Origin of the sequence: Azospirillum humicireducens (genome assembly GCF_001639105.2) — a bacterium.
GTDB classification, from domain to species: Bacteria; Pseudomonadota; Alphaproteobacteria; order Azospirillales; family Azospirillaceae; genus Azospirillum; species Azospirillum humicireducens.
This window is the reverse complement of sequence record NZ_CP015285.1, coordinates 1079931-1095991: the sequence shown is the minus strand read 5'-3', so window position 1 is coordinate 1095991 and position 16061 is coordinate 1079931. Positions and strand designations below refer to the sequence as shown.

13 protein-coding genes are annotated in these 16061 nt (G+C 68.1%); 5 read left to right on the top strand and 8 right to left on the bottom strand.

What is annotated here, in order from left to right; genetic code table 11:
• The first annotated feature begins 70 nt into the window (after window positions 1–70).
• Window positions 71–2416 carry an LPS-assembly protein LptD gene (locus tag A6A40_RS04940; protein ID WP_063634401.1) on the top strand — a complete coding sequence of 782 codons (2346 nt, stop codon included), beginning with the start codon at window positions 71–73 and terminating at the stop codon, window positions 2414–2416.
• A gap of 130 nt (window positions 2417–2546) precedes the next feature.
• Window positions 2547–3272 carry a hypothetical protein gene (locus A6A40_RS04935; protein WP_063634400.1) on the top strand — a complete coding sequence of 242 codons (726 nt, stop codon included), beginning with the start codon at window positions 2547–2549 and terminating at the stop codon, window positions 3270–3272.
• Here A6A40_RS04935 and A6A40_RS04930 read toward each other — a convergent pair.
• Genes A6A40_RS04930 through A6A40_RS04915 form a run of 4 tightly spaced genes read right to left on the bottom strand, consistent with a single transcriptional unit; the run spans window position 3263 to window position 7591 of the window.
• Window positions 3263–5284 carry an O-linked N-acetylglucosamine transferase, SPINDLY family protein gene (locus A6A40_RS04930; RefSeq protein ID WP_063634399.1) on the bottom strand — a complete coding sequence of 674 codons (2022 nt, stop codon included), beginning with the start codon at window positions 5282–5284 and terminating at the stop codon, window positions 3263–3265. The genes A6A40_RS04935 and A6A40_RS04930 overlap by 10 nt on opposite strands.
• Window positions 5281–5649, bottom strand: coding sequence for a YdbL family probable chaperone protein (locus A6A40_RS04925; protein ID WP_063634398.1), 369 nt, complete (start codon window positions 5647–5649; stop codon window positions 5281–5283). The genes A6A40_RS04930 and A6A40_RS04925 overlap by 4 nt, the downstream gene beginning before the upstream one ends.
• Entirely contained in the window at window positions 5649–5912 is a 264-nt protein-coding gene (locus tag A6A40_RS04920; protein WP_236783734.1) for a YnbE family lipoprotein, read from the bottom strand. Before A6A40_RS04920 ends, A6A40_RS04925 begins: the two co-directional genes overlap by 1 nt.
• Before the next feature lie 8 nt (window positions 5913–5920).
• The gene (locus A6A40_RS04915) at window positions 5921–7591 is read right to left on the bottom strand and encodes an intermembrane phospholipid transport YdbH family protein (protein ID WP_063634396.1); all 1671 of its coding nucleotides are present in this window, start codon (window positions 7589–7591) and stop codon (window positions 5921–5923) included.
• Between the two features lie 187 nt (window positions 7592–7778).
• Between A6A40_RS04915 and A6A40_RS04910 the strand changes: the two genes are divergently transcribed.
• Entirely contained in the window at window positions 7779–8348 is a 570-nt protein-coding gene (locus A6A40_RS04910) for a peptidylprolyl isomerase (RefSeq protein ID WP_063634395.1), read from the top strand.
• Between the two features lie 77 nt (window positions 8349–8425).
• Here the strand turns inward: A6A40_RS04910 and A6A40_RS04905 are convergent, their stop codons facing one another.
• The gene (locus A6A40_RS04905; protein ID WP_236783733.1) at window positions 8426–11104 is read right to left on the bottom strand and encodes a serine/threonine-protein kinase; all 2679 of its coding nucleotides are present in this window, start codon (window positions 11102–11104) and stop codon (window positions 8426–8428) included.
• 279 nt (window positions 11105–11383) lie between these two features.
• Here A6A40_RS04905 and A6A40_RS04900 point away from each other — a divergent pair, with 279 nt between their 5' ends.
• A complete protein-coding gene (locus tag A6A40_RS04900; protein ID WP_063634393.1) occupies window positions 11384–12280 on the top strand; it encodes an aldose 1-epimerase in 897 nt (298 codons plus the stop codon).
• A gap of 21 nt (window positions 12281–12301) precedes the next feature.
• On the opposite strand, the gene A6A40_RS04895 is transcribed toward A6A40_RS04900, so the two are convergent.
• A complete protein-coding gene (locus A6A40_RS04895) occupies window positions 12302–13213 on the bottom strand; it encodes a LysR family transcriptional regulator (RefSeq protein ID WP_063634392.1) in 912 nt (303 codons plus the stop codon).
• A 106-nt stretch (window positions 13214–13319) separates the two neighbouring features.
• Between A6A40_RS04895 and A6A40_RS04890 the strand changes: the two genes are divergently transcribed.
• Complete coding sequence (locus tag A6A40_RS04890; RefSeq protein ID WP_063634391.1) at window positions 13320–14099, top strand: SDR family oxidoreductase; 780 nt, start codon at window positions 13320–13322, stop codon at window positions 14097–14099.
• A gap of 47 nt (window positions 14100–14146) precedes the next feature.
• On the opposite strand, the gene A6A40_RS04885 is transcribed toward A6A40_RS04890, so the two are convergent.
• The gene (locus A6A40_RS04885; RefSeq protein WP_063634390.1) at window positions 14147–15010 is read right to left on the bottom strand and encodes a lysozyme inhibitor LprI family protein; all 864 of its coding nucleotides are present in this window, start codon (window positions 15008–15010) and stop codon (window positions 14147–14149) included.
• A 34-nt stretch (window positions 15011–15044) separates the two neighbouring features.
• A complete protein-coding gene (locus tag A6A40_RS04880) occupies window positions 15045–15986 on the bottom strand; it encodes a hypothetical protein (RefSeq protein WP_063634389.1) in 942 nt (313 codons plus the stop codon).
• Window positions 15987–16061: the final 75 nt, after the last annotated feature.

Here is a 16061-nt window from a genome sequence, read left to right as displayed (position 1 = left end):
CGGAGACATTGCCCGCGGTAGGGTCTTGAAACCGTTGACTTGGGCTTTCGCTTCCCCCAATCGTTCCGACATGCTCAAGCACGTCTCCCGGCGCGCCCGCGCCAAAGCTCCGACCGCCGCCAATCCCATCCTGCGCTCCGGCATCGTCGGGCTGATGGTGGCGTGTGGGGTCGCCGCCGTGGATCTGGCCTTCACCGACATGGCGCAGGCCCAGTCGCCGGCCAATCCGGTCCCCGGAACCAAGCCGGCCGGCGGAACCGCGAACGGGACGGGGCAGAAGCAGGACCCGGTGCTGCTCACCGCCGACCAGGTCACATTCGACGAGGTGAACAGCCTCGTGACCGCCAGCGGCAACGTCGAGCTGGCGCAAGGCAAGCGCAGCGTCCGCGCCGACAAGATCACCTACAACCAGAAGACCAAGGTCGTCACCGCCACCGGCAAGATCAGGTTGGTGGAGCCGTCGGGCGACATCGTCTTCGCCGATTATGCCGAGCTGACCGACGACCTGAAGGACGTGTTCATCGAGAACATCCGCGTCCTGATGACCGACAACGGCCGGATGGCCGGCACCGAGGGCGAGCGGCGCGAGGGCCGGCTGACACGCGTCAACCGCGGCGTCTACAGCCCCTGCGACCTCTGCAAGGAGGACCCCACCCGTCCGCCGCTGTGGCAGATCCGCGCCGTGCGCATCGTGCACGACAATGAGGAGCACGAGGTCCGCTACCGCGATGCGACGATGGAGATCTTCGGGATCCCGGTCGCCTATACGCCCTACCTGTCGCACCCCGATCCGTCGGTCGACCGCAAGAGCGGCTTCCTGACGCCGTCCTTCGGCAACAACTCGAATCTGGGCACCATCCTCAAGACCCACTATTACTGGGACATCGGGCCGGACCAGGACGCCACCTTCGACCTGCATTACTACTCCCAGCAGGGGCCCCTGCTGGGCGGCCAATACCGCAAGCGTTTCGAGAACGGCCGGCTGGAGCTGGAGGGCGCCATCACCCGCGGCGACGGCGGCAACAGCAGCACGGCGCCGAAGGAGACGCGCAACCGCGGCTACATCGCCGCGCGCGGCCTGTTCGACATCGACGAAACCTGGCGCGCCGGATTCGACATCAAGCGCGCAAGCGATCCGACCTTCCTGCGCCGCTATTACGATTTCCGCGACGACTATCTGACCAGCAAGGCCTATGTGGAGGGCTTCCGCGGCCGGAACTATGCGGCGATCACCGGCTACAGCTTCCAGGACATGCGTTACGGGAACTCCATTCCCGAACCGGTCGCCCTGCCCTATGCGCAGTACAATGCGCTGGGCGAGCCGGGAAGCCTGTTCGGTGGCCGCTGGTCGCTGGACACCAGCCTGCTGGGCGTCTCGCGTTTCAAGAATGCCGGGCCCGACACCCAGCGCGTCGTCGTTCAGCCGGGGTGGGAGCGCAACATCGTCTCCAACGCCGGCTTCGTCACCACCCTGTCGGGCAGCGTGCTGGTCGCCGGCTATACGGCGCAGCAGTTCAACTCCGCCAATCCGACCGCGCGCGGGGACGACAATATCGGCCGCTTCCGCTTCTTCCCGCAGGGGCAGGCGACCGTCCGCTATCCCTTCGTCCGCTATGGCGAAAACTCGTCCCAGCTGATCGAGCCGATCGGCCAGATGACCTTCGCGCCCAAGCTGCCGAACGGCCGGGTGTTCCCGAACGAGGACAGCCTGGACATCGAATTCGACGACGTGAACCTGCTGCAGCCGAACCGCTTTACCGGCATCGACCGGCTGGACGACGGCATGCGCATCACCTACGGCCTGCGCACGGCGATCTACGGCAACACCCAGGGCTCCGCCAGCCTGTTCCTGGGCCAGAGCCGCCGCCTGACGGAAAGCAGCGCCGGCTTCACCGGCGGGTCCGGCCTGGAGGACAGTGTGTCCGACTATGTCGGCCGCCTGGACCTGCAGCCTGCCGACTGGCTGGATGTGAATTACGGCTTCCGCATCGACCATGAGACGCTCCGGCCCCGCCGCCATTCGCTGAACGCCTCGGCCGGCGTGCCCCTGCTGCGGCTGTCCACCTCCTACACCTATGTCGACCAGACCACGTCGCGCACTGCGGTCACCCGTGACCGGGTGGAGCAGGCGTCGTTCGGCGTGTCGTCGCAGTTCAGCGATTATTGGAGCATCGGCATCAGCCACAGCCAGGCGATGGAACCGCAGCCCGGTCCGCGCTCCAGCCTGGCGGTTCTGTCCTATGCCGACGAATGCCTTGTCTTCCAGACGATCGCCCGCCGCGACTACACGGTCAGCACCACAGGCGAGCAGGACGGCAACACCATCTTCTTCCGTCTGGTCTTCAAGAATGTCGGCGAGTTCAAGAGCCCCGGCATCAACGCCGGCTTCCTGGGGGGCGGTTCGGCCAATCAGTAGAATCCGCGCGCCCATACACAAGCCGGGAGCGTCCAGGCATCACGGCAGAATGGACGGCCAGGGGGTTGCATCCCTTGGCCGTTGCCGTTAGCCATATCGCCCGACGAGACAGCCCGCCGCGACCGACATCATGACCCTGGGACGTTACGACTACGAACGACGGTATCGCAAGCGCATGCGGGCCGGCCTGATCAAGTTCCTGCTGCTGGCCGCGCTGATTCTCGGCATCGGGCTCTTCTCCTACCAGATGGGCATCGAGCAGCTGAAAGGCCGCGACGTCACCCTGCGGGAGGAGATCGCCACCCTGTCGCGCCAGAAGGCGGAGCTGGAGCTTCTGGCCACACAGATGCAGCATGCCGCCCGCACTGCGGAGGCGCGAGCCGCCGAGCTGGATGGCCGCCTGCAGCGGGAGGTGCCGACCGGCGACCTCGCCAAGCTGACGCAGCTGGTGTCCGAACGGCTGAAGAGCGGACTGGACGCCAACCGCCTCTCCTTCGTCATCTCCCAGGCCCAGGTTCAGCGCAACTGCCAACCGGCCGACACCAAACGCTTCACGCTGAGCACCCCGCTGCTGAAGGGCGGCTCCCGCGGCGTGACCTTCGGCAACGGCACCGTGACCGTCACCGGCGAAGGCCAATCCGCCCACAACGCGCAAGGCAATGCCGAGAGCTGGTTCGATCCGGGCCAGCCGGTGACGATCCGCATCACCGGCATCGGCGGCAAGACCGCAACGGTCGCCGGCGTTCTGCCGCTGCACCAGTCGCTGGTGGTCGACAACAGCGAATACCGCTTCACCTTCGCCGCCTCCCAGCGCTCCTTCGTGGAGGTGACGGCGGACCGCTGCGCCTATCCCTGAGACGGAACCTCCAACCCACGCGGCGGCCCGCCCGCCGCGTGGATATCCCACATGGCGAGGTAGGCAGCCTCGATGGACCGGGCAAAACGGTCGGTATCGAACAGCGGGGCGGTCGCGCGCGCCTCTTCCAACCGCCGTTTCAACGCGGTCAGTTCGGCAGGGGTTTCGGCCAGCCGCCGCGCCGTCGCTTCATAGGCCTCCCAATCCGGAACCGCCAACTCCGGCAGACCGACGGCCCGCAGCAGGCTGGCGGCGACCCGCCCGGCGAAGGAGCGGCCCGGCACCGTCAGCACCGGCAATCCGGCCCACAGCGCATCGGCGGCGGTGGTGTGGGCGCCGACCGGGCTCGAATCGAGGAACAGATCGGCCAGCCGGTGGCGGGCCAGATGGGCGGGGCCGGGCAGCCGCGGGGCGAAGACCAGCCGCTCCGCCGCGATTCCCCGCTCCGCCGCGGCACGGCGCAGGTTGACCGCCGCCTCCCCCGGCCCTTCCAGCAGCCACAGGATCGATCCCGGCACCCGGTGCAGAATGCGGCACCAGCGGCCGAACAGCTCCGGCCCGATCTTGTAGGGCGCGTTGAAGGCACAAAACACCACGCCGTCGGCGGGAAGGCCGCAGTCGGCACGGCTGGGCACCGGTCCGATGGCGCGCTGGCGGTCGTTTGGCTGATAGCTGTCAGGCAGATGGACGATGCGCTCGCTGTAGAAGGGCTGATGGTCGGCCGGCGCCACCACCTTATCGGCAATCACATAATCGAAGGCCGCACTGCCCGTCGTTCCCGGATAGCCCAGCCATTGCGCCTGCACCGGTGCCGGCCGGCGGACGGCGATGCCGGGCCGGGCACCCTGGGTATGACCCTTCAGGTCGACCAGGATGTCGATCCCCGCCGCATGGATCGCCTGCGCCGCCGCCTCGTCGGTCAGGGCGGACAGCTCGAGGAAGCGGTCGAATCCCGCGGCAAGCCGCTGGCGCAGCGGTCCGCCATCGTCGGGACCGTGGGAGCAGCCGACGATCTCGAACCTCCCGCGGTCGTGCCGCTCGATCAGTTCGGCGATCAGCACCGCCGTCGCGTGCTCATGGAAGTCGGCGGAGAGATAGCCGATGCGCAGCCTTGCGCCGCGGCTGGTGCGTTTCGGAAAGGCTGGACCAATGCCTCGGGTCTTCCACGCGGCATAACGTTCGGCACAGACCCGCTCCAGCTCCGGCCCCGCCCCTGCGCCGAGGAAGATCCAGGGATGGACCTGCTGGCTCCGCCCCTCCCGCACCAGCGCCGCCAGACGTGCCGACAGCGCCTCCAACCCGTCCCAGCGGCAGAGATGACGGCGCTGCTGGATCAGCTGTGCCAGCACCCCGCCGGGATCGGGCAAACCGATGCACAAGGCACGCTCGAATCCCGCCACGCTGGCTGAATTGTCCTTCGCTCCGCCACGCCGCCCCCGCTCCTTCAGGGACAAGGCGAGGTTCGCCTGCCCCTCCGCCAGATCGGGCCGCAGGCACAGGCAGGCGCGGAAGCCGGCGACGGCATGGTCCAGGTCGCCACGGTCGCGGTGCAGCGCCGCCAGGGCAAGCCGCGCCGGCACCAGCATCGGGTCGAGTTCCAGGGCCCGGCGCAGCACCGCCTCCGCCTCGCCCAGCCGGCCGAGCTCACGCAGCAGGACACCCTGGTTGCAGGGTGCCGGGGCGAAGCGGGGCATCAGTCGCGCCGCCTCGCCATACGCCGACGCCGCCTCCGCCGGGCGGCCCAGCGCCTGCAGGGTCACGCCCCAGTTGAAATGGTTGCCGCCGAAATCCGGCAGCCACGCCAGCGCCTTGCGGTGATGGGCCTCCGCCTCCGCCAACCGGCCCTGCCGCCGCAGCGCCTCGCCGTAATTGGACCGTGCGACCGCCTCCTCGGGCGTGCCGGCCAGCGCCTGTGCGTCGAGCGCCGCGAACAATGCTGCCAGCAGCACGCCGTCGCCGGGCTTGCCGGCCAGACGGCGGCGCAGGTCGGCGACGGCGGATGCGTCGGTCACTTCCGCTGCCACTGGCCGGCTGCGGTCATCACGAACTGGCCGGCTGGGGTGCGTTCGATCAGCTGCTGGCCGGCGACCGCCTGGACCTTGTCGAGCGCGGTGCCGTTGCCCTTGGCGATCTCCCGGTAGCGGGCGAGACGCTGGGCATTCACCTGCTCGGCCAGTGCCTGGGCCGAGGCGGGAGCGCCGGGAACGGCGCCGACCAACCCATCCGGACGTTCGCCGATCTGCCCGGCGGCCTTGGCGGCGGCGAGCGCATCCTGCGCGAAGGCGAGCGACGGAACCGCCGAGGCCAGCAGCCCCGCGGCCATGGCGGACAGGGCCAGACGGTTGAAACGGCGGCGGGTGATGGGAAGGCTGGTCATCACTTCTTCCCCTTGGCAGGAGAGGGCACGGACTCCGCGGGCAGGCCGAACAGGGCGGGGTCGTTGCGGATGGCGTCGTCGACATCGCGTTCCAGCTTGACCCGCACCTCCTGCTCGATGCGGACGTTCAGGTTGATCTCGATGGGCTTGTCGGGCGCTTCGATCTTGACCGTGGGGGCGCAGGCCGCCGCCGCGACGGGCAACAGCAGAGCAGCCGTCAGGCGCGCGGCCATAAGATGGGTGGGTGCAAGTTTGGTTACCATGGTGGCGATCAGGGGTCCTTCTGGTCGGAGCCGCTCATGCGGTCCCGCAGCGTGTCCGGGATCCGGTAGACATCGAGGTTCTGGCGCAGAATCCGGTCGAGCGCCCCGGACAGCTTAAGGTTAAGCGCAACCGGATAGCCATCGTAGAATGACGGGTTGGCGCCGCGCAGGAACAGGCCGGCGCTGAGCTCGCCGCCTGCCTGCCCGTCGATGGTGATCCGCAGGCTGTCGTATCGGAAGTCGGTGAGCGCCCCCATCAGCATGGCGGTGGGACTTCCCTCCTCCCCCTTCAGCGCCGCGGGCGGGTTGGCGGGATCGTAGCGCAGGGTGCCGGGCGCGGCGGACTCCAGAACGCCGCCGTTCAGCGTCACCGTATCGTCGCCGAAGACCACCGGCAGGGTGCCGGCCAGCCTGCCGCTCGCCTCCAGCCCGTCGACGGCGATCAGCTCCAGCAGCTTGGCCGCGTCGATTCCATGTGCATGCAGGGTGACGGTTCCCTTGGGCGCGGCGGGCGCCAGCTTGAACGGATCGGCGCGCAGCGTGCCGCCGGCCCAGCGCCATTCCGCCCGGCCCACATCCAGCCGCCCATCGCGCCCATAGCCGAACTGCAGCGTGCCATCCGTCAGCGGAACCCCGACATCGAGCAGGCCGATGGACAGCCTCTGTCCAGCCGGAATCACCGGCGGAGACAGGCTCGCCAGGGCCATCGTTCCGGTCACACCGGCGACGGTCACCGGCCCGGCGACGCCGGCCAGCCCCTTCACCGCCGCCTGCCCGGCTGTGGTCATGCCCTTGGCATCCCAGGCGATTGTCGCCTTGCCCGACAGTGTGCCGGACGCCTTCTGAAGAAAGCTCGCCGCCAGCGGCGAAAGGGCGGCCAGTCCCGGCCCGTCCGGAGCCAGTGCGACCGGCTTCGCCACCGCCTCCACCCGGCCGGCGCCGGCCGTCTGGTCGTAACTGCCGGTCAGCGTGACGGATAGCAGGCCCTGCGCATCCTTCGCGGTGCCGTCGATGGACCAGGGCTGTTCCCCCTCCTGGACGGCACGAAGGGTCACGGTGAGCGGCACGACCGGCGCCGGCTTGGCGGTGTTGGTCAGCTTGGCGATGGTGGCGTCCGCCTGCCGCCGGTTTCCGTCCTGCCCCAACCGCAGCACCAGCCGGTCGGCACGCAGGCTGCTGGCCGGTGCGTCGAGCCGTGGCGCCTTCACCTCCGCAGCGACGGTCATCGCCGACGGCGACCAGCGCAGCAGCGGTCCATCCGGCATGGCACAAACCGTTGCCCCCTGCGGCAGCTCCAGCGCCTGACCGCTGATGGACAACTTGTCGGCGACGACCGGCAGGCAGCCGTCGGGACTGACGGTCAGCGTGCCGCCGTCCATCCCCACCCGCAGAGCACCGGACAGAGTGACCCGACCGGTCATCGGGAGGTCCAACGTCGGGGCGGCGGTCTCGAGCGGTCCGCTGCCGGCGGTGAAGTCCAGCCGCAGCCCGTCCCAGCCGTCGGCAATCCGCAATCCGGTGACGGCAAGCCCGGCCCCACTGAAGCCGGCGTCGTGCAGCAGGTCCGTCGCCGCGCCGCCGATCAGGGCGGGACCGGCCAGAATGGCACCGCCAAGGGCGGTGACGCCCAGCGTCACCGCGACCGCCGCCGTTCCCGCTATCGCCCGTCCCAGCCTCACCCGCCGTCCCCTCTCCGCTCCTGCGATCCGAATGGCTTGCCATGTCCTTGGCACGATGAACACCCGGACAAGCGTCCGTCATCCGTGACTTTTGGCGGATCGCCGCCCCCCGCCAGCGCGGCTTTGCATTCCGCCGCTTTTCCCCTATGGTCCGGGGCGCGGATTTCGGCTCATCGGAGTGTTTCGCATGAAGCGGTGGACCCGCGCGTTGCTGGCGGCCCTGTTCGCCACAATCTTCACTGTCTCGTTCTTTACAGTTTCGCAAGGGGAGGCGAAGGCCTTGGATCCGGAAAACACCATTTACCTCGACCTCAAGGACGGTCGCGTGGTGATCGAACTGCGGCCCGACCTGGCGCCGAACCACGTCGCCCGCATCAAGGAACTGACCCGCCAGGGCTTCTACGACGGCGTCGTCTTCCACCGCGTCATCGATGGCTTCATGGCCCAGACCGGCGACCCGACCGGCACCGGCATGGGCGGCTCCGGCAAGAAGCTGAAGGCCGAGTTCTCCAGCGCGCCGCACATCCGCGGCACCCTGTCGATGGCCCGCGCTCAGGATCCGGACAGCGCCGACAGCCAGTTCTTCATCTGCTTCGCGCCGTCCAACTTCCTGGATCGCCAGTACACCGTCTGGGGCCGGGTGGTCGAGGGGATGGAGTTCGTGGACATGATCAAGAAGGGCAGCCAGTCCCGCAACGGTCAGGTCACCGACCCGGACAAGATCATCAAGATGCAGGTCGCTGCCGACGCCAAGTAACGGCATCGCAGCAGCACGGGAAAAAGAAGGGGGACCGGTGCGCCGGTCCCCCTTTCCATGCCCGGCTGACGCCCCGATCAGCCGCCGGCCAACGCGGTGGTCATCGCGCGCAACAGGTCCTTCATCGACTGCGGCCGGTCCTGCCAGCGCATCGCCAACCCGGACATCAGCACCTTCTCGAACCCCGACGGCAGCGCCACCCCAAGTTCCGACGGCCTCGGCACCTTGTCGTTCATGAAGCGGGCCGTGGCATCCGGCGGGGTGCGGCCGCTCAGCGCCAGATAGATCGTGGCGCACAAGGCATAGACGTCCGACCAGGGGCCCTGGCGCCCTTCGTTCGAATATTGTTCCGGCGGGGCATATCCCGGCTTCAGGATCACGGTAAGCCCGTTGCCGGGCTTCGCCGTCTGCCTCGCCGCTCCGAAATCCAGCAGCTTCCGTTCCCCGCCATTGGTCAGGAAGATGTTGTCCGGGCTGACGTCGCGGTGGATCAGACCCTGCTCGTGGATGGCCTGCAGCGCCTTGGCGATGGGCGTCACCACCGACAGCGTCCGCTTGACGTCGATCCGGCCGCCGCAATCGGCCAGATACCTCTTCATGGTCCGGCCTTCCAGCAGTTCCATCACCAGATAGGCCGTACCGTTCTCCTCGAAGAAGTCCTGGACGCCGACGATCTCTCGCACGTCGCGCAGGCGGGCCAAGGTGCGCGCCTCCTCCAGGAATTTGGTGAGTCCTGCGGTGAACATCTCCGCATGCTCGTCGGAGAAGGGGGAGACGGCGGCGGCGTTGGGAATCCGCGCGATCAGGTTGGCCGGGTAATATTCCTTGATCGCCACCTTCACCCGCAGCCGGTCGTCCCACCCCAGATAGGTGGCACCGAACCCGCCCTGCCCCAGCACCCGCCCGGCGCGGTAGCGGCCATGCAGAAGCGTGCCGGGCATCAGATGCACCCCCGGCCGGTTGTCCGATTTCATGGGAAAGCCGCAGGCGGTGCAGGGACCGCCCGTTGCGTGGGCCATGTAGCAGCTCGGACACAGCCCATCCGAGGCAGATGGGGCGGCGGCAGGCGGCGGCACACCGACCAGAATCGTATCCGCGGATGCCCGTGCTGCCGGAGGCGCGGCGGCAGGCGCGGCGACCGGCCTGGCGGCAGCGGGGGTGCAAATGGTGTCCGCACTGCGCGGTCCGGCCTGATGCGCCACGGGGCCGGGAACCGGCATCGCCACCGGTGGCGGGGAAGGCGCGGTGGCCATCTGACGCAGACGGTCGAGCAGGTGGAGCAGCCGGCGCACCTCCGCCTGGGCGACGTCGCTGTCCGGCTGGGCGATCTCCGCCTGGAACTGCGGCTGGCGGACGATCTCCAGAATGTGCTGGCGCATCAGAGGCAGGGCACCGTCCTCGCGGATCAGTCCGGAGCAGGCGACTTCCGCCAGCCGGATGGTGCGGCGGCGCAAAACCGGCTCCACCTGCTTCAACCGGGCGGCAAGCTGGCCGGTCTTCACATATTCGTCGACGGCGCGTTCGGCACGGGCGGCGATCCGCTCGCAGGCATCGGCCGAAAGCGGAGCGGACCGGATGGCAGCCAGCGCGCGGCCGAAGTCACGTTCCAGCAGCGCCGTGTCCGGCGTCTGCACCAGCATATTCTCGATCAGCAGCTCATTGCCGACCGCGGCGTCCAGCGACGCGAGGACTTCGTCCGCATGGCGCTCCCCGGCGGGTGCGGCCGCGATGCGGGTGAGATAGTGGATACGGCAAAGCAGGTCCGGTTGACCTTCGCTGAGCCCGACGATGGAGCGGCGATAGGCGCTGGCCCCGCCCTGCTCCAGACGGCGCGAATAGCGCACCGTCAGTGCATCGGCCATCGCCGCCCCGCCGATCAGCCCGTCGCGGGTCAGCAGATGACCTATCAGCGTCTTCAGCAGCTCCGCCTCCTGGTCGAAGGCACCGCGGCCCAGCGGCTGGGGCGCCTTCAACTGCCGGCGGATGCGGTCCAGCACGGCGGCTTTCGCCATCGGCAGCTTGCCCTGCCGGAACAGCGCGTTCAGCACGCCGATGCGATTCGGCCCCATGGCCTCCATGCCGATACGGCCGAACAGCATGTCGCACAGGGTGGACAGCAGGGTTCCGGGCAGCAGGTTGGCGCCGAACAGATCCGCTCCTGCGGCGACGGAGGCCAGGATATCGCCGATCACCCCATCGACCGCCGCGGCCAGCCGTTCGTCCCGGTCCCACTGGTGCAGTTCCAGCAGCCGGTCCAGCTTGCCGCCCCAGTTCTTGATCTCCACCAGTTCCAGGGCGACCGCCACCCGCAGGTCGTAGTCGGCGTCGCCGGTCGGCGTCGCGGTTCCCTGCGACAGCAGCCAGTCCACCGGCCGGCGGCCGCGCGGCATCGCGGCGAAGGCGACCTGGGCGGCACGCGCCCTGGCCCAGCTTTCATCCACCGCGCCGCGGATGGCCTGCCGGCGCCTCATCTGCTCCTGCCCGGGTGCACGGGCCTGCACGGCGGCGACCTTCGTGATGGCGGCTTCCACCACCATTCCCTGGTCCAGGCAGGATTTCAGCGGTTTGGCGAGATGGATCAGTTCGGTGGGAGTCAGGCACAGCGGGTCCAGATACGGCCGCAGCACGACGCCGATCACCATCCGCGCCGGCAGCGCATGGTAATCCGCCAGGACGCCGCACTGTTCCGCCTCGTCGAGCGAGCCCATTGCGGCCTGATTTGACGGCATCGCGCGGCTGAGCGGTGAACTGGACACTCGCGACCTTTCCTGCAGATGCCCGGCCGATTCCCCCGAGGCCCGAGGACGCAAGGAGAACCGCAACAACGGGGCGTCGGCCGCATTGACATCCGCAGCTGAACATACCCCGGCTTGCGCCCCATCGTCGCCGATGGAGGGTAAAGGAGGGGTGTACGATACCCACATTTTTCATCAAACACACACAAACTGTGTCAGCGTTGCGCCAACGGCGGCGGCCGTTCCCTTCGGTCTTCGCATGTGCGATAAGAATCGCAAGGCTGACGATGGGAGAAGCGCATGATCCGGCCCGGCACCATCATCGCGTTGCGGCACGGCGCCATGACGCTCACCGCGACTCCGCACATCGGCGGTTCGCTGGCGGGCTGGAGCCTGTCGACCGCGGCCGGTCCGGTCGATCTGTTCCGTCCCGCCTCTGATAGGGCACTGGCCGGCGACTTCGCTCCGGACATGGCCTGCTTCCCGCTGGTTCCCTTTTCCAACCGCATCGGCGGCGGGCGCTTCGTCTTCCAGGGCCGGGAGGTCGTCCTCGCCACCGACCCCGGATCGCCGCATCGCATCCACGGCCATGGCTGGTCGACCCCCTGGACCGTCGAGGCTGCGGCAGAGGACGCGCTCCGCATGGGCTTCAGCCACCGCGCCGACGCCTGGCCCTGGAGCTACCGCGCGACCCAGACCCTGGCGCTCGACGGCGAGGGGCTGACCGTCACCCTCGACCTGGTCAACGAGTCCGGCAGCGACATGCCGGCCGGACTGGGGCTGCACCCCTATTTCGCCAAGTCGCCCGGCAGCATCGTCACCGCCGATGTTCGCGGCGTCTGGGACAATGACGACACCATCCTGCCGTCGCGGCGCCGTCCCCTGCCCGCCGCCTGGGATTTCCGCCACGGCATCGTCATGGACCATGCCGCGCTGGACAACGGCTTCACCGGATGGTCGGGCACGGCGACGCTGGACCGACCGCAAGAGCGGCTGCGCCTGACCATGATCGCCGACGGGCCGGTCGGCCACCTGATCGTCTATGCACCTCCCGGCGAATCCTATCTGTGCCTGGAACCGGTCACCCACATGACCGACGCGCTGAACCGTCCGCAGGAGGCGGATGCCGGCGTCATCGCCCTGCCTGCGGGAGAACGGCTGTCGATGACCGTGCGCTTCCTGGTATCACGAACATAGGCATCACGCTCCCAGCCGTCATCAATCCGGGGAACCGCTCTTTGCACCGAGTTCGCGGGCCAAGCCGATGAAGGCCCTGAAGGCGGCTGACGGGTTGCGCCGTCCGGAATAATAGAGGCAGAGCCCGGAACGCGGCGGCGTCCAGTCATCGAGCACGCGAACGAGACGGCCCGCTTCGATGTCGGCCCGCACGTCCGATTCCATGAAGAAGCCGATGCCGACACCTTCGAGGACGGCAATGCGCGCCAGACTGGCCTCGTCAAGGGTCATCGGTCCATCGACGTCGATCTGTGCCGATTGCCCGTCCTTCTCGAACTGCCACCGGAAAAGGGCGCCGTTCGGCAGGCGGACTCGCAGGCACGGGTGGTTGAGCAGGTCAGGCGGCACGCGCGGCCGATCATGCGTCGCGAAATAGGCCGGCGACCCGACGACGGCATATCGCTGCTGGCGCCCCAGGGAAACGGCGATCATGTCGCTGGGAACGAGATCGGCCACCCGCACACCAAGATCGAAGCCCTCGGCGACGATATCAACCAGCCGCCCTTCGGTGACGAGGTCGACATGCACCTGCGGATGGCGGCGGATGAACTCCAGCACCAGCGGCGACAGGATCTCCCGCCCCGCCGCGGCGAAGGCATTGATGCGCAACGTGCCTGACGGGATCGTCTGCTGCGACCGCACGGCTTCCAGGGCGCCGTGAACATCCTGCAGTGCCGGTCCGACCTGCTCGATGAACACCCGACCGGCATCGGTCAACGAGACGCTCCGCGTCGTGCGGTGGAACAGACGGACGCCGAGAGCCGATTCGAGCTTTCCGACCGCGTTGCTGAGCGCGGTCGTCGACATCCCCAGATCGAGCGCCGCCGCGCGAAACGAGCCCCGTCGCGCGATGGCGATGACCGCATCCAGATCATTCAGATCGGCCCGCCGCATTGTCCCGCCTATCGAAATTCATCATCACGCTTTATCCCGATTATCGGAACATGGGTCCAGGCCTACCTTTGCGGGACAGAGCAATCCCGATCAGAAAGAACAGTCCATGAGCCCCTTCATCAGCCTCGACGGCAAGCGAGCGCTCGTCACGTCGGGCACGCGCGGCGCGGGTGCGGCAACCATTGCGCTGTTTCGCGCGCTCGGTGCCCGTGTGCTGACCGCTGCCCGATCCCGTCCCGACAGCCTGGACGAGGGGATGTTCGTCTGCGCCGACCTGACGACGGCGGAGGGGTGCGCGACGCTCGCCGCCGCAGTGCGCGAGCGCCTGGGCGGGGTCGACGTCATCGTTCACATGCTGGGCGGCTCGTCCGCTCCGGCAGGCGGCTTTGCGGCGCTCAGCGACACGGAATGGCGAAGCGAACTGGATCTCAATCTGATGCCAGCCATCCGGCTCGACCGCGACCTCGTACCGGCGATGGTGGAGCAAGGCCATGGCGTGGTCATCCATGTGACCTCGATCCAGCGCGCGCTGCCGTTGCCGGAGTCGACGACAGCCTATGCCGCCGCGAAGGCCGCGCTTTCGACCTACAGCAAAAGCCTCTCGAAAGAGGTCTCGCCCAAGGGCGTGCGCGTGGTGCGCGTTTCACCCGGTTGGATCGAAACCGAGGCATCGGTGCGGCTGGCGGAGCGGCTCGCAGAGGACGCCGGCACCGACTATGAGGGCGGCAAGCGGATCATCATGGAGTCGCTCGGCGGCATTCCCATCGGCAGGCCCTCCAAGCCGGAGGACGTTGCCAACCTGATCGCCTTCCTGGCCTCCGATCGTGCCGGGACGATAACCGGCACCGAGTATGTCATCGACGGCGGCACCGTACCCACCGCGTAAGGCGCGAGCGGTGGGAGAAGCGCTTCGAATGCCGCCGCTCGCTTCCCCTACCGGCAGCGGACAAATTCCGCCGCGAAGGTGGCGGGCGCCGCCATGCGCAGGATCAGCCGGTCGAAGCGCGCCGAGTCGGCGGGCAGCAGCCGCAGGGTTGCCAGCGGCGCGGGGACAGCGTCCGTCGCCCCTTCGGCTGGCTGGAGGGGCTGTACCGGCACCTGCTGCACCGGGTCGCCTTCGGTTGGCAACCGGCCGGTCAGCGGGAACTCGGGCACCCGCGCGTCAACGGCGGACAGGGTCCGGTCCGCACCGATCTCCAGATAGGACGTGCGGCAATCGTCGATGGCGGTGCGGTCGTTCGGATCGGCCTTGGCCCAGCGCCCGGTCAGAACCGACAGCGTCGCCCGGCGGCTGATCGGCGGGACCGGCGTCTGCGGCGCCACGAACCGCGGTGCAGCCGCTCCGGTGACGGCCAGAGGCAGATCGGCGACCGGCCGGGACCGTGCCTGACGTTCCGACTCGAGCGCCGCGGTGCGCTGACGGGTGACGCGCAGCAGGCAGTCGGTGCGGGACTTGGTCGCCTTGGCATCGGCGAGGTCAGCGGCCGTCACCGGGCAGGCATCGTCGCGCCGTGCCCGCCAGACGGTCTGGCCCGCCTCGATCGCCGTCAGGCCGGCGGCGTCGGTGGTGGCACCCAGCGCCGCCAGCGCCGCGTCCATCGCCTCGCCGGCGGCCACCAATCCGGCGTCGCGGCAGAGCAGTTGCGCCGACGGCGTCCCCGCCGCATCGCAGTTCGCCGCCGCAGTGTCCGCGACCGGCGTCTCAGCCAGGGCCGGAGCCGCCGGAACCGCAAGCGCCAGTACCGCGAGCATCGAGCCTGCGGTCACAAGACCGCTCATCAGGGACAGGGCACTCATGGCAGGAAACCTTGGGAAATGGTGAAGCAGAACGTCACGAGGCAGGAAAGGCTTCCAGCACGGCCTTGACCTGACGCTGGAAATCCTGGTCGGTGCGATAGCGCGTCACGACCGACTTGTCACGCTCGACGAAAAACAACATGTCGTCTCGGCTTGGCAGGGCGCGCGGGTTCGGCTTCTCCAACAGCTCGCCGTTCCAATCGATCCGCGCCATGAAATAGACAGCGCGGGCGAACAGCATGAACAGCTTGTTGTCAGGCGCCAGCTTCTCCCGTCTCAGTAGAGCAAAATAATAATAATTACGACCGTGGAAATAGTTTGTGTGGATAGCCTGGAGCGCTGCGAAGCGTTCGTCCGGGCTATTGACCTTCTTGATCTGCTTTTCCAGCCGGAATCCTGCGAAAAAATACTCCCGCGCCTCATGTTCGAAGGAAAAGGGGCTGCCCTTTATAAGGGACATCTGCTCCCCATAGCGTTTCAGCGCGCGGGTTATCAGCAATTCGATGAACCGTCGTTCCGCCGCCAGCCCATCGGGGATGTTGGGCAGCATCTCGAACACATGACGCAGGTGATAGGGATGACGGACGACGACCACCGGAACCGACAGCTTCTTCTGCTTCACCGGCACCCGCTTTTCAGCCACCAGCGTCACGGATGGAGAAAGCGACGCCATGGTCGCCTGGATCGTGTCGTACAGCTTCCAGCGCAACCGGGTTTCCGCCGATTGGCTGCCAAGGTTCATCCGGGCAAAAAAACGCTTCACCCGGCTGCCGAACGTCTCCTTCGGAAGCTTGTGCGTCGGCAGGTTGGGGACGACCAGCGGGTTGCCCAGTATGTCCGCCGGCGGCGGCAGCGGCTTGAAATTGAAGTACTTCCCGGTAACGACGCCCCGTCCGGCGCCGCCATTGCCCGCGTCGCCCATTCCACCCGCCCCACGGTTGCCGCTGAAAATCGAAGAAGCCGCCACCGACACCATCCAAACGCGAAACCCCGCCGACGCCTAATACCTCATCCGCTTAGGATATAAGGGGTAACGCGAACGGAAGAAAGC

Coding starts and splice junctions, on each gene's coding strand:
- A6A40_RS04940 (WP_063634401.1), top strand. CDS start 71: ATGCTCAAGCACGTCTCCCGGCGCGCCCGCGCCAAAGCTCCGACCGCC.
- A6A40_RS04935 (WP_063634400.1), top strand. CDS start 2,547: ATGACCCTGGGACGTTACGACTACGAACGACGGTATCGCAAGCGCATG.
- A6A40_RS04925 (WP_063634398.1), bottom strand. CDS start 5,649: ATGACCAGCCTTCCCATCACCCGCCGCCGTTTCAACCGTCTGGCCCTG.
- A6A40_RS04920 (WP_236783734.1), bottom strand. CDS start 5,912: ATGGTAACCAAACTTGCACCCACCCATCTTATGGCCGCGCGCCTGACG.
- A6A40_RS04910 (WP_063634395.1), top strand. CDS start 7,779: ATGAAGCGGTGGACCCGCGCGTTGCTGGCGGCCCTGTTCGCCACAATC.
- A6A40_RS04900 (WP_063634393.1), top strand. CDS start 11,384: ATGATCCGGCCCGGCACCATCATCGCGTTGCGGCACGGCGCCATGACG.
- A6A40_RS04895 (WP_063634392.1), bottom strand. CDS start 13,213: ATGCGGCGGGCCGATCTGAATGATCTGGATGCGGTCATCGCCATCGCG.
- A6A40_RS04890 (WP_063634391.1), top strand. CDS start 13,320: ATGAGCCCCTTCATCAGCCTCGACGGCAAGCGAGCGCTCGTCACGTCG.
- A6A40_RS04885 (WP_063634390.1), bottom strand. CDS start 15,010: ATGAGTGCCCTGTCCCTGATGAGCGGTCTTGTGACCGCAGGCTCGATG.
- A6A40_RS04880 (WP_063634389.1), bottom strand. CDS start 15,986: ATGGTGTCGGTGGCGGCTTCTTCGATTTTCAGCGGCAACCGTGGGGCG.